This window comes from Aurantiacibacter gangjinensis (genome assembly GCF_001886695.1).
GTDB classification, from domain to species: Bacteria; Pseudomonadota; Alphaproteobacteria; order Sphingomonadales; family Sphingomonadaceae; genus Alteraurantiacibacter; species Alteraurantiacibacter gangjinensis.
Window position 1 is genome coordinate 2417053 of the sequence record NZ_CP018097.1, and the last position, 13455, is coordinate 2430507.

The 13455-nt window shown below is 63.2% G+C and carries 12 protein-coding genes; 6 read left to right on the forward strand and 6 right to left on the reverse strand.

Translation table 11 applies throughout. The annotated features are described in order from the left end of the window. Positions 1-88: 88 nt before the first annotated feature. Both parC and BMF35_RS11800 read right to left on the reverse strand, forming a co-directional pair. Positions 89-2389: a DNA topoisomerase IV subunit A gene (parC, locus tag BMF35_RS11795; protein WP_047006096.1), complete on the reverse strand. Its 2301-nt coding sequence runs from the start codon at positions 2387-2389 to the stop codon at positions 89-91. Positions 2390-2451: 62 nt separating this feature from the next. Next, the gene (locus BMF35_RS11800; protein ID WP_206539544.1) at positions 2452-3279 is read right to left on the reverse strand and encodes an ion transporter; all 828 of its coding nucleotides are present in this window, start codon (positions 3277-3279) and stop codon (positions 2452-2454) included. Positions 3280-3376: 97 nt separating this feature from the next. Here BMF35_RS11800 and BMF35_RS11805 point away from each other — a divergent pair, with 97 nt between their 5' ends. Then, positions 3377-3928: a type 1 glutamine amidotransferase domain-containing protein gene (locus BMF35_RS11805; protein WP_047006098.1), complete on the forward strand. Its 552-nt coding sequence runs from the start codon at positions 3377-3379 to the stop codon at positions 3926-3928. A 142-nt stretch (positions 3929-4070) separates the two neighbouring features. After that, on the forward strand, positions 4071-5765 hold the full coding sequence (locus BMF35_RS11810) for a mechanosensitive ion channel family protein (RefSeq protein ID WP_047006099.1): 1695 nt from the start codon (positions 4071-4073) through the stop codon (positions 5763-5765). Positions 5766-5773: 8 nt separating this feature from the next. Here BMF35_RS11810 and BMF35_RS11815 read toward each other — a convergent pair whose 3' ends face one another. The 3 genes from BMF35_RS11815 to BMF35_RS11825 all read right to left on the reverse strand — a co-directional run bounded on the left by BMF35_RS11815 (position 5774) and on the right by BMF35_RS11825 (position 8526). Then, complete coding sequence (locus tag BMF35_RS11815) at positions 5774-6103, reverse strand: 2Fe-2S iron-sulfur cluster-binding protein (RefSeq protein ID WP_047006100.1); 330 nt, start codon at positions 6101-6103, stop codon at positions 5774-5776. 5 nt (positions 6104-6108) lie between these two features. Then, positions 6109-7182 (reverse strand): cysteine desulfurase family protein, encoded by a 1074-nt coding sequence (locus BMF35_RS11820; protein WP_047006101.1) that lies wholly within the window; start codon positions 7180-7182, stop codon positions 6109-6111. A 279-nt stretch (positions 7183-7461) separates the two neighbouring features. Beyond that, a complete protein-coding gene (locus BMF35_RS11825; RefSeq protein WP_071961221.1) occupies positions 7462-8526 on the reverse strand; it encodes a cysteine desulfurase family protein in 1065 nt (354 codons plus the stop codon). Between the two features lie 102 nt (positions 8527-8628). Between BMF35_RS11825 and BMF35_RS11830 the strand changes: the two genes are divergently transcribed. Continuing rightward, a complete protein-coding gene (locus BMF35_RS11830; RefSeq protein ID WP_047006102.1) occupies positions 8629-9285 on the forward strand; it encodes an alpha/beta hydrolase in 657 nt (218 codons plus the stop codon). Positions 9286-9472: 187 nt separating this feature from the next. Continuing rightward, positions 9473-10171, forward strand: a complete 699-nt coding sequence (locus BMF35_RS11840) for an energy transducer TonB (protein ID WP_052765938.1) — start codon at positions 9473-9475, stop codon at positions 10169-10171. Between the two features lie 39 nt (positions 10172-10210). On the opposite strand, the gene BMF35_RS11845 is transcribed toward BMF35_RS11840, so the two are convergent. Next, positions 10211-10435, reverse strand: a complete 225-nt coding sequence (locus BMF35_RS11845) for a hypothetical protein (RefSeq protein WP_047006570.1) — start codon at positions 10433-10435, stop codon at positions 10211-10213. Positions 10436-10497: 62 nt separating this feature from the next. Here BMF35_RS11845 and BMF35_RS11850 point away from each other — a divergent pair, with 62 nt between their 5' ends. Both BMF35_RS11850 and BMF35_RS11855 read left to right on the forward strand, forming a co-directional pair. Continuing rightward, on the forward strand, positions 10498-12333 hold the full coding sequence (locus tag BMF35_RS11850) for a DUF885 domain-containing protein (protein WP_047006571.1): 1836 nt from the start codon (positions 10498-10500) through the stop codon (positions 12331-12333). Positions 12334-12402: 69 nt separating this feature from the next. Continuing rightward, entirely contained in the window at positions 12403-13425 is a 1023-nt protein-coding gene (locus tag BMF35_RS11855; protein WP_047006103.1) for an endonuclease/exonuclease/phosphatase family protein, read from the forward strand. The last annotated feature ends 30 nt before the right edge of the window (positions 13426-13455 follow it).

Genomic DNA, 13455 nt, shown 5'->3' on the forward strand with positions numbered 1-13455 from the left:
CGACCCTTTCGGGATCGAACAGAAAGACCGGCGGGAGGGGTTCCGCCGGTCTTTTTTGTTGAAAGCCTCCCCCTCGGGGGGAGGAACTTCAGAACTTGTTATCTTTTGGAAAACCCTGTGGCGGCAACCTGCCCGCAGCGCCGCGCGCGACTTTCCACATATTGATCTCGCTCTCCGTACGCGTCCGGCCCGTATCGCCGCCCATCGTCCAGCTGAGGCCGTCTTCCATGCGGAAAGTGGTGGCATCGGACAGTCCGCCATCGCGGTAGCGTTGCAGGGTGACGCCCTGCCCGCGTGTCATCACGGGCATTTCCTCCAGCGCGAAGACCACCAGCTTGCGGTTCTCGCCCACCACGGCGACGTGATCGTGCTCTGCAGGCACGGCGCGCGCCACCAGCAGCTTCGCATCGCCTTTGAGGTTCACCACCTGGCGGCCCTTGCGCGTCTCGGCCAGCAGTTCGTCCGTCACCGCGACGAAGCCCTTGCCGATGGTAGAACCAAGCAGAATCTGCTTGTCCTTCTCGTGCACGACGACCGCGATAATCTGCGTGGCGGTGTCGATGTCGAGCGTGTTGCGCACCGGCTCGCCAAAGCCGCGCGCGCCGGGCAGCTTGTCTGCGCCGATGGTGAAGAAACGTCCATCGTCGCCCGCCAGCAGCAGCTTGTCGGTTGTCTGGCAGTGGACCGCGAAGGCCGGGCCATCGCCTTCCTTGTACTTGAAATCGCCCGCACCATCCTTGCCGAGGTCGACATGGCCCTTGGCCGCGCGGATCCAGCCCTTCTGCGAGAGGATGACCGTCACCGGTTCCTTCTCGATCATCGCGCTGGGGTCGAAATCGACCGTCGGCGCGGCTTCGGCAATCGTCGTACGCCGCGCGCCGATGGCGGTATCCGGCCCGTATTCCTTGCGCAGCGCCGCCATGTCGCGCTTCAACCGCGTGCGCTGGCGCGCCGGGCTGTCGAGCAGCTGTTGCAGCTCTCCCTGCTCTTTCAGCAACTCGTCCTTCTCGTTGCGCAGCTGCATTTCCTCCAGCTTGCGCAGAGAGCGCAGGCGCATATTGAGGATGGCTTCGGTTTGCCGGTCGGTGAGGCCGAATTCCTTCATCATCACCGGCTTTGGCTCATCCTCGGTACGGATGATCTCGATCACCCGGTCGAGATTGAGGAAAGCGATGATATAGCCTTCCAGCAGTTCCAGCCGGTCGGCGATCTTGTCCAGCCGGTGCTGGGTGCGGCGCTGCAGGATCAGCGTCTGGTGCGTCACCCAATTCTGCAGCAGCTCTTTCAGACCCATCACCATCGGCGTGCGCGTGTGGTCGAGCACGTTGAGGTTGAGGCCGAAGCGCGTTTCCAGATCGGTGAGCTTGTAGACGCTTTCTTTCAGAAGCTCCGGATCGACATTGCGGCTGCGCGGCACCAGAACGATGCGGATCTGCTCGTCGCTCTCGTCGCGCACGTCTTCGAGGATCGGCAGCTTCTTGTCCGAGATGGCCGCGGCGATCTGCTCGATCAGCTTGCCCTTCGGCACCTGGTAGGGGATTTCCGAAATGACAAGCTGGTAGCCGCCGCCCTTGATCCGCTCGATCCCGGCGTCGCGGTCCGCCTGGTTCTCGGCTTCCTGCGCATGAAAGCGCCCGCGCACGCGGAAAGACCCGCGCCCGGTTTCGTAGGCCTTGGAAATCGCCTCGGCGCTGTCCACGACAAGGCCGCCCGTGGCAAAATCCGGACCCTTGAATACGCCCATCAGCTCGTCATGGGTCACGTCCTTATTGAACAGCACCATTTCGGCCGCATCCAGCACTTCGGCGACATTATGACTGGGAATGCTGGTCGCCATGCCCACGGCGATGCCGCTGGCGCCATTGGCCAGCAGGTTGGGGAACAGGCCGGGCATAAGCTCGGGCTCTTCCTCTTCGCCGTTATAGGTCGGGATGAAGTCGACGGTGCCCGCGTCCAGCCCGTCCATCAGCAGCATGGCGGTGCGCGTCAGCCGCGCTTCGGTGTAGCGGTAGGCTGCGGCGTTATCGCCGTCGATATTGCCGAAATTGCCCTGCCCTTCCACCAGCGGATACCGCAGCGCGAAATCCTGCGCGAGGCGGACCATCGCATCATAGGCGGCGGTGTCGCCATGCGGGTGGTACTTACCGATCACCTCGCCCACCACGCGGGCGCTCTTCTTGAACGTGCTGTCCGGCGAGAGGCGCAGCTGGCGCATCGTCCACAGCAGGCGGCGGTGGACCGGCTTCAGCCCGTCGCGCAAATCCGGAAGGGATCGCGCAGTGATGGTGGAGAGCGCATAGACGAGGTATCGCTCTGACAGGGCGGCATCGAAAGGGGAATCGATGATGGCATCATCGGGTTCGGGATTGGTATCGTTAGGGTCAGACATTGCGCCTTGCCCTAGCAAGCACGCGCGCAACGGGGGAGACCCGCCTCAGGCGTAAAACGCACTTATCCCCTTTCGCTATCGCGCTCCGACCGCATCGCGGTGATATCGCTGCGCATCGCGCGCAATTCGCCGAGGATCATTTCACGCTCGCTATGCGCTTCCTCGTCCGTCGCTTCGGACATGGCGTTGACGATCACACCGATGAACAGGTTCAGTACGATGAAGCTGGTCATCAGGATGAATGGCACGAAGAACGCCCAGGCATAGGGATAGACTTCCATCACCGGTCGCACGATGCCCATGGACCAGCTTTCCAGCGTCATGATCTGGAACAGCGAATAGAGCGAACGCCCGATATCGCCGAACCATTGGGGGAAGGCCTCGCCGAACAGCGATGTCGCCATCACCGCGCTGATATAGAACAGCAGCAGCAGCATCACGATGACGGTGCCGATGCTGGGGATCGCCTTGAACAGTCCCAGGATCACGCGCCGCATGCTGGGTACCACGCTGATCAGGCGCAGCGCACGCAGGATGCGTAGCGCGCGCAGCACGCTGAACTGCTGCGAGGCGGGCACCAGCGCCACGGCCACGATCACCAGATCGAAGATGTTCCAGCCGCTTTTGAAGAAGGCGAGGCGGAAGGCGAACAGCTTCAGCGCCAGTTCGATCACGAAGATCGTTAGCGCGATGGTGTCCAGCACCTCCACGATGCCGCCGATGCGCGCCATGACGGCGGGCGAGGTTTCCAGGCCCAGCCCGATGGCGTTGATCACGATGACGGCGATGATGAATTTTTCGAACCATGACGATGTCACAATCCGCTGCACTGCTGCGCGCATGTAGAACCCTTGCAAATCCGGCGGGGCCGCACCCCCGTGCGCGGCCATCTGCGCTTTGTCCTATCACGCTCACGCCCCGTCTGGAACAGCGGAACTATGGCCTATCTGGGACAGTTTCTCTGGTAAATCTTATCAAGGAGTACCCATGTCACAGCGCATCATGATCCTCGCCACCGACGGTTTCGAGCAGTCCGAACTGGAAAAGCCGAAATCCAATTTGGAAGATGCCGGTTTCACCACCGTCGTCGTGTCACCCGAAGACGGTGAAATCCGCGGCTTTTCCGACAAGGAATGGGGCGATCCGGTATCTGTCGACCTCAATGTGGAAGAAGTGGAAGCCGCCGATTACGACGGCCTGTTGCTACCCGGTGGCCAGATCAACCCCGATGCGTTGCGCATGAATGAAAAGGCCATCAAGCTGGTCCGCGATTTTGTGTCGCAGGGCAAGCCTGTGGCGGCCATTTGCCACGCCCCGTGGCTGCTGGTGGAAGCCGATGTGGTGAACGGCAAGACCGTGACCAGTTGGCCAAGCGTGCGCACCGATCTTTCCAATGCCGGCGGCAATGTCGTCGACCAGGAAGTCGCCGTCGATGGCAACATCATCACCAGCCGCAATCCCGATGATATTCCCGCTTTCTCAAAGGCGTTGATTGATGCGCTGGAGAAGCAGGCCAACAAGATGAGCGAAGCCGCCTGATCCTCCTACCTTCCTCAATGGGTTAGTCCGGATCCCCTCCGGCTTCAATCAGACCCCGCCGCGCTGGAACCGCGGCGGGGTTTTTCGCGCGCGCCTACGGGGCTTTCCGGACCTTTGGCGAAGCTGCGGCATTGTCGCAGGTATGGCCAAAGCACAGCAGTTCCTTTCCGCCCTCCTCCTCTCCCTTTGCTTCATAATCGCCGCGCCGCTCGCCGCGCAGGAGCGGGACGTGGCGCAAGGGTCCGATGCCTATGTTTATGAAGTCGACCGGCTGCAGAACGGTGCCGGCTCGCAAGACCTGCCGCTGCAACTCGATACGCCGCTGGGCCTGCTCGAGACATTCATGGAAGCTGGCGCCGAAGGAAGATGGGCCGATGCCGCCGCCGCACTCGATTACCAGACCTTGGAGGCAGGGGGCGATGTCGACCGTGAACAGGTGGCAGCGCAGCTTTACGATCTGCTTTACCGTTCGCTTTCCATCGATTGGGCAGGCTTGCCCGACCGTCCGGATGCCGTCGATACGCTGACCAGCAGCGAAGACCCGATGGCTGGAACGCCGCGGCGCTCTTTGCGTGTAGGCGTGCTGATGCTGGAGGGCCGGCCAAAAACCATCCGCATCGCCCGCGTGCAGGAAGCGGGCGGCGAGCCGCTGTGGGTATTCAGTCGCCAGACGGTCGCGAATGTGCCCGCCCTTTACGAAGTTTATGGCCCGACACGTTTCGAAGAAGCCTTGCCCGCCCCCTTGCGCAAGCAGGCCTTCTTCACCCTCGCCTGGTGGGAAGTGCTGGCACTGCCGCTCATCCTGCTGGCGGGCGCGATTGCCGCTGCCCTCACCTACCGCGCCATCGGCAGCTTCCGCGAGCGCGCGGACGAGGACAGCCGCGCCTATGGCGTGCTGCAGGCGATCCACATGCCGGTGACCCTGCTGGCCTTTGCCGGAACATTCGCCGTGGTGCGCGAGACATTCTTCCGCCTGTCCGGTCCGGCGCGCGATGTTCTGGACCCGATCCAGATCCTGCTGGTGGTTGCCGCGGGCGTCGCCATCATCCTTTCGGTGCTGGAAGCGCTGTTCAATTTTGCCACCAGCCGCCGCACCGACGAGTTGGAAGCGCCGGACAATCATGCGGACCGCAATTTCTACACGCGCCTCAGCGCGCTTCGCCGGATCGTCACCGCCGTGGTGCTGCTGGCGGGAATCGGCATCATCATCATCGCCAGCAACCTGTCCAACACGCTGGGCTTCTCGATCATCGCCTCCGCCGGGGCACTGGGGCTGGTGCTGGTGTTCGCCGCGCGCAAGGCGCTGGGCGACATCATGGCGAGCGTGCAGATCGGTTTCGCCAAGACGGCGCGCATCGGCGATGCAGTGCAATTTGCCGGGCAGTGGTGCTACGTCGAGAAGATCGGCTTCACCCATCTGCAGCTGCGCACTTGGGACGAGCGGCGGATCATCGCGCCGGTCAGCAGCTTCACCAGCGAGAGCTTCGAGAACTGGACCAAGCAGGATGCGAGCCTGATGGTGCATATCGAACTGGAACTGGACAACCGCGCCGATGTCGACCAGTTGCGCTCCGCCTTCCGCGATTTCGTGAGAGAAGACGACGATGTCATCGACCCGGACGACGCCAAGTGCGAAGTCATCGACCAGAACGCGAAAGCCATGATCGTCCGCTTCATGGCCCGTTCGCCAGACCCGAAAACCGGCTGGGCCATGCATTGTCGCATGCGCGAGAACCTGCTCGCCGCCGCCTCCCGATTCGATGCCGGTGCGGGCAACGAGCCGGTTCCTGCCTTCATCGCCCGCGAGCGCGAAGTGCGCATGGATGCCGAGGGCTGACGGCTGCGCTAGAAGCCCTGCGCGTCGTTGCTGTCGGCGGGGATGGTCACTTCCATCCCGTCCAGCTCTGGCGACAGGTCGATTTGGCAGGAAAGGCGGCTGGTCGCCTGCACGCCCATGGCGAGGTCGAGCATGTCTTCCTCGTCCTCTACCGCTGGCGGCAATTTGTCGAACCATTCCGGCGACACGATGACATGGCATGTTGAGCACGCCATTTGCCCTTCGCACGTCCCTTCCAGCGGCATCCCCGCCGCCTGCGCCACGGCGAGCAGATTGTCACCCGGATCGGCTTCCGCCAAGACGCGTTCGCCCTTGCTCGTGATAAATTGGATGCGGATGACGGCTACCCCTGCTGCGCTGCAGCATGGATAAGCGTTTGTGCCGCCTCTTCAAGCTCTTCCATCGAGGTGTAGCGCCCGAACCCTAGCCGGATGGAGGATTTGGCCTGCTTGTCCGACAGGCCGATGGCTTTCAGCACATGGCTGGGCCGGCCCGATCCGCTAGCGCAGGCCGAGCCTGCAGAGAACATGATATTGCGGCAATCGCTCATCAGCCGCGCTACGTCGAGGCCCTTCTTCCGCAAGTTGAGATTGCCGCAATAGCGCGCGTCGGCGCTGCCATTCAGCTCCCAGCCTTCGAACATGTCGCGCGCCTTGTGCCACAATGCGGCGACGTGATCGGCATCCTCGTCCATCCGTTCCGCAGCAACTGACGCCGCCGCGCCGAAGCCCGCGATCAGCGCTGGGCTGAGCGTGCCGGAGCGGATATCGGCCTCCTGCCCGCCGCCGGTCTGCTGCGGCTCCAGTTCGACACCGTCGCGCACCCACAATGCCCCCACGCCTTTCGGCCCGTGCAATTTGTGCGCGGAGACGGCGATTAAGTCCGCATTGGCAACCGGCATCTTCCCATAGGCCTGCACTGCATCGACCAGGTACAGCGCGCCCGCTTCCTTGGCCTTGCGGTGGAACTCCACCGTCGGCTGGATCACGCCGATCTCGTTGTTCACCTGCATCACTGCGACGAGACGGGTGTTCGCCGGAATGTCCTGCTTGGCATTGCACTGCCCGTCGGCCGCGACGTTCAGTTCGTGGCACTTGCCGATGGCTTTCGCCGTATCGCCCACGGCAGAGTGTTCGATGGCGGAAACGCTCATCGCGCCCTCGCCGGGGCAGCCGCGCATGGCAAGGTTGATCGCTTCGGTCGCGCCGCCGGTGAAGACGACTTTGCCCCCCGGCGGAAATAGCGCCGCCACCTGGTCGCGCGCAAGATCGATCGCGGCATGCGCCTGCCGCCCCATGCGGTGCTGCGAATGGGGATTGCCGAAGCCGGTGCCATCCGGCCCGTCCAGCCAGCGCAACATGGCATCGCGCGCTTCGGGCGCGAGCGGCGTGGTGGCCTGGTAGTCGAGATAGATCACGGCTGGGCTCTACGCCTGCTCTAAGTTGACAAAGCTGACATCGCGAGAGGCGCTGTTGGCCACTGCAATTTGGCGCAATTCCGCGATTTTCGGACTGCCGGACGAAGTTGACACTTTGCGCATGAAAACAGGATTTCCTTCGAAGGGTAGACTTGGCCGGTTTAGAGAGAAGCGAGGGTGTAGGAAACAACGCCCGTCATGCTGAACTTGTTTCAGCATCCATCCATCAGCTCCGCACGGTTGGCCCAATAGATCCTGAAACAGGTTCAGGATGACGGATCACACTAGAGTTTTCCAAGCTTCCGTAAATGCGTCGATTTCGTCAGGCGTGGTCGTCCAGCCAATCGACATGCGGATGACGCGGTCGGCAATGGCCCGGTCGACATTCATCGCGCCCAGCACATGGCTCGTTTTCATCGTACCCGACGAACAGGCGCTTCCCTGCGAGACGGCGAAGCCCGCCATATCAAGCCGCATCACCTGCGCGGTCGCGCTCATGGAAGGCGCGGCGACGGCATGGATATAATCGGTGGGATAGTCGAACCGGTCCGACATCCACACGCCGCCTGCCTGCCTCACTGTCTCTGCCAAGCGATCCATCGCCGCGCGGCAATCAGGCGCGCAAAGAGGCTCGGAAAGACTGGCCTGCAAAGCCGCCGCCATGCCAAGTGCACCCGGCATGTTTTCCGTGCCGCGCCGGTATCCGCGCTCGTGCCCGCCGACGGGATCGAGCAGGCCGTAATCGCGCACCAGCAAAGCGCCTATCCCGATCGGCCCACCGAATTTGTGCGCGGAAATGATGGCCATGTCGCAATCGGGAAGAGCGAGTTTACCGGCACTTTGGGAACAGTCCGCCAGCAGCAATCCGCCGGCGTCGACGATGATTTGCGCGATATCGTCCATATGCTGCGCATGCCCGGTTTCGGAGTTCACCTGTTGAACCGCCACCAAGGGCCGCTCTCGCTGGACGGCCTCCGCCAGTGCGTCCAGATCGAGTGCGCCCGTCTCGCGGATCGGCATGCGCTCGGCAGTTTTCGCGATGCCGAGGATGCAGTCGTGCTCGATGGCGCTGACCAACCTTGCTCCGGCTTTTGCGTGGTTCAATGCGAGCGCCGCCGCCTCGCTCGCGCCGCTGGTGAAGATCAGCTCGCCATCCCAGCCCAGCGACCGCTTGCACCGCTCGCGCGCATCCTCCAGCGCGGCCTTGGCCTTGCGCCCTTCGGCATGGGGGCTGGAGGGGTTGGCCCAGATGGCGAAGCCGTCCTCCATCGCCACTTTCGCCTCGAGGCGCAGCGGCGATGTGGCGGCGTGATCGAGATAGATGCGCGGCTTCGACACGGGCATCACGTAACAATTGCGAAAAGCGGCATAATCCCTATATAGCCGCCAGCTTCCGCCACGCTACCCGCGACGGCGTCACACATTTCAGCAGAGCATATACAGCCCATGCCGCACGTTATCTTTCCCGGCCCAGAAGGCCGTCTCGAAGGTCGTTTCTCTCCCGCGCCGCGTCCGCGCGCACCCGTCGCCATGATCCTGCATCCGCACAGCCAGGGCGGCGGCACGATGAACGACCGGATCGTGCAGCAGCTTTACAAGACCTTCGTCAATCGCGGTTTCGCTACGCTGCGTTTCAATTTCCGCGGTGTCGGCAAGAGCCAGGGCAGCTTCGACAATGGCATTGGCGAATTGTCCGACGCGGCTTCGGCGCTGGACTGGGTGCAGCAGATCCACCCCGAAGCGCAGGTGACATGGGTTGCAGGCGTATCCTTCGGCGCGCTGATCGGCATGCAGCTGCTTATGCGTCGCCCTGAGATTCGCGGTTTCATCTCCATCGCGCCGCCTGCGAACATGTATGACTTCAGCTTCCTCGCGCCCTGCCCTGCCAGCGGCATCTTCATCCAGGGCACGGCCGATACGGTGGTGCAGCCCATTGCCGTGCAGAAGCTGGTCGACAAGCTGCGCACGCAAAAGCACATCACCATCCATCACGATGAGATTCCGCGCGCCAATCACTTCTTCGAGAACGAGCAGGAAGAGCTGATGAAGTCGGTCGACAATTATCTCGACTTCCGCCTCGATCCGAGCTGCCCGATCAGCTGATCGCGTCGCGGCTGCGGCCCTTCGCGATGCGTTGAAATTTCCTTCCACCACAGACGTATTCGCCGATCATCCGAACGTCGGTTTGCGTGCGCATTTGCATTTCTGTTGCTTGTGTGACAGTATAACATGACTCGCCGCCGAGAATTACAACGAAAAGCGGCGGGCATTGGAAGAAGGAGACCATGGTATGTCCTACGCAAACGCAACCATGACGCCTGCGCAGAAAATGCGCGCAGGGTTCGCATCCCTGGCCATTCCCGGCGTGGTCGGCGCCGGTTTGATCGCCAGCCTCGCTATCACGGAAATCATCACCCCGACGGTATCGGACCCGACGGACGCCGATTTTTTCGAAATCGAGATTCCTCCTCCCCCGCCGCCCGACGAGGTCGTGGAAGACCCGGCACCTGCGCCCGACAGCACTGTCACTGCGCCGACGCCGCCCAGGCAATTGCCAAGCGACAACACAATCTACGCCGATCCGCCTGTGCTGGATTTTCCCGATACGCCGGTCACGCAGGTTCCCGATTTCAGAGTGGACGTGCCAGGCCCGGCCGTCACACCGCTGCCCTCGCCTACGCCGACATTCGATCCGGTCGGCCCCGTGCCGCGCGGCAATGCGGGGAACTGGATCACCAATGCCGATTATCCGCGCCGCGGCATCACGCGAGAGCTGGAAGGCACGACGGGTTATCGTCTGGTGATCGGCAGCAATGGCCGCGTGTCGGGCTGCGAAATCACCCGGTCCAGCGGGCATAGCGTGCTCGATAATGCCACCTGCAGCCTGTTGACGCGCAATGGCCGCTTCACGCCCGCGCGCGACAATCGCGGCGAGACCGTCGTCGGCACGTATAATGGCAATGTGACCTGGCAGCTTCCGCCTCGCTGATCGGTTCCGCCTACAAGCTCCCGAGAGCGCCGGATAATCCTAGTTCCGTCCGGCCTCTTCTTCCACGGCCCCGGCAGCATGTTCTGCCGGGGTCGTTCCATCTTCCATCGGCGCCAGCCAGATCGCGGCATTGGCGATCATCACGAAGGATAGCAGCGCCATCAGCCCCGCCTGCTTGCGCACGCCCTTGCGCCACAGCACCACGGCACCGATGAACAGCGCGATGGCCGCGAGGATGATGATGGAGAGGATCAGGTCGAACATGGCCTGTCCTTTAGCGCGCACTTCGGCTTGACGGAAGCTTGGCCGTGCGCGACGCATGGCGCATGACCGATATCACCAACGTTCCGCTTTCCCGCCGCCAGCTGATGGGCGCGCTGGGCACGACCACTGCGCTCACCATGCTGCCGGGTTGTGTCACCACCACGCCGATGGGGACCACTGCCTCAGGTCAGGCCCTGCTCGACGAGTTCGCGTGGAACATTCTGGAGCATGAGCCGCTGCGCGCCACCAGCCTCGGCGTCGATACGGGCGATCGGGCCTATCTGCGCAGCCGGCTGGGCGATGCGAGCGAAGCGGGCCAGCAGGCCTATGCCGATACGCTGCGCGCCGATCTTGCCCGCGCCCGCGCTTTCCCGAAAGACGGCCTCGATCCCGCGACGCGCACCAGTTTCGAGGTGGTCGAAAGCGCCTATTCCACCGCCATCGAGGGCTTCGAGCTGCCCTATGGCGACATTCCCGTGGGCAGCTGGCGCACCGCGCCCTACCCAGTCATCCAGAATGTCGGCGCCTATATCGACCTGCCCCGCGCGCTCGACAGCAACCATCCCATTCGCGACGAAGCCGATGCCGAAGCCTATATTTCGCGGCTCGAAGAGATACCTGACGTCTTGAACGGCGAACTGGAGCGGATGCGCAGCGCACGCGCCATGGGCGTCATCCCGCCCGATTTCCTGCTGGAGCGCGCCAATGACCAGATGGAACGGCAGTTGGCCGATGCTATGGCGGGCGGATCGCTGGTGGAATCGCTGGTGCGCCGCGCCGCTGAGGCAGGCATTTCCGGTGACTGGCAAGCGCGAGCCGACGAGATCGTGCAGAACCGGATCGCTCCCGCCCTCGAGGCGCAGCTTGCCGAACTGCGCACGCAGGCCGCCATGGCGGGCAGCGCACCCGGCATGTCAGCCCAGCCGCATGGCGATGAATGGTATCGCTGGAGTCTGAAATCCAGCACCACCACCGATATGTCGGCAGCCGAAATCCACCAGCTGGGCATCGAAACGCTGGCCGACATCCATGCCCAGATGGACCCGATCCTGCGCAGCCTCGGCTATACCGAAGGCAATCCCGGACAGCGCATGATCCAGCTATCGCAGGACGACCGCTTCAAATTCGCAGAAGGCGATGCGGGCCGCGCCGAGATCATCGACTTCCTGCAGGAACGCATCGAATGGGTTCGTGGCGAGATGCCGCGCGCCTTCGCCCGCGTCGTCGACCCTGAAGTCGAAGTGCGCCGCATCCCGCCGAACGAGGAGCTGGGCGCGCCCACTGCCTATGGCGGCGCGCCTGCGGTGGACGGATCGCGCCCCGGCACCTTCTGGATAAACCTGCGCGATACGGACCTGCACCGCACGTACGACCTCGTCACCCTCACCCATCACGAGGCCATTCCGGGCCATGTGTGGCAGGGCGAATATTCCAACCAGCTGCCGCTGATCCGCACGATCCTGGCGTTCAATGCCTTCAGCGAGGGCTGGGCGCTCTATGGCGAGCAGCTGGCGGACGAGCTGGGCGCCTATGACGACAATCCCGCTTGGCGATTGGGCTATCTGCAGGCCGCCGCCTATCGCGCGGTGCGACTGGTGGTCGATACCGGCCTGCATGCGCAAGGCTGGGCACGGCAGCAGGCGATCGACTATTTCCATACCAATAGCGGCGTCGGCGTGGCCGAGACCACCAACGAGATCGACCGCTATTGCAGCTGGCCCGGCCAGGCGACCGGCTACATGGTCGGAAAGCTGGAAATCCTGCGCCAGCGCCAGCGCGCCGCCACAGCCATGGGCAGCGCCTACGATCTGAAAGATTTCAACCTCGCCGTGGTCGAAGGCGGCAATGCGCCGCTCGATGTGATGGCGGGCAATATCGACCGGTATATCGGCACCTAAAGCCACAAAACGGAACCAACCCGCCCGCGCCGCGCTCTCTCCTGCAACAGGGAGAAGCTCGTGAAATTCATGCGTTACGTTGAAATCGGCCTCGCGGTGCTGGCCGCACTGGCCGTGCTGGTATCGCTGCTACCTACCGATATGTGGTTCGTACGCACGGTGGACCTGGTGCGCGAACCGATGTCATGGGCAGCGCTGGTCCTGCTGGTGCTGGGCGTCATTTTTCTGCGCGGCTGGGACCGCAAAGTTGTGCCAGCATTGCTCGGCCTCGTCATCGTCATCAACTTGTGGCGTATGTGGCCCTACCTTCCCTTCGGCGCGACCGAGATTGCGCTCAGCGAACCTGTCGAGACCGACCGCTGCTTCACCGCGCTGGCGGTGAATGTGAAGGTGAAGAACGAGGATTATGCAGGTATCGCGCAGCAGGTGCGCAGCGTCGATCCCGATGTGCTTTTCCTGATGGAAACCGACGAGCGTTGGGTGCGCGAATTGCAGGATGTCATCACGCCCTATCCCACCAGCCGCGCCCATCCGCAGCCAGAAGCGTTCGGCCTCGTCTTCGCCAGCCGCGTGCCGGCGTCGCGCCTCTCCATCGTGGAGAACACGCACCGCGATACGCCAACCGTTTACGCCACGCTGCAACTGGAGGGCACGGCGCCGGTCGAATTCATCGGCCTGCATCCCAAGCCGCCACTGCCCGGCTGGAATACCGAGGAGCGCGACGAAAACATCATCCGCGCCGGCACCGATACGCCCGACAGCCTGCCCGACGGCGTGACCATGGGCGACTTCAACGATGTGCCATGGTCGCGCACCACCACCGCCTTTCGCGAGGAAGGAAACTGGCGCGACCCGCGCGTCGGGCGCGGCACGTTCCCCACCTTCCCGTCTGACTATCTGTTGCTCGGCTGGCCGCTGGACCAGCTCATGGTGCGCGGCGATGTGCGCATTCGCAGCTTCGAGGTCATGCCCGATAACGGATCCGACCACCGCGCCATGTTCGGCGAATTCTGCGTGCCGCGCGACAGCAATGCGGCGCGCGCCGGCCAAACTTCGCCGCCAGGGGAAAGTGCCCTTGAACCTGCAGAGTAGGGTCGGGGACCGGCGCAGGCCACGCGATCG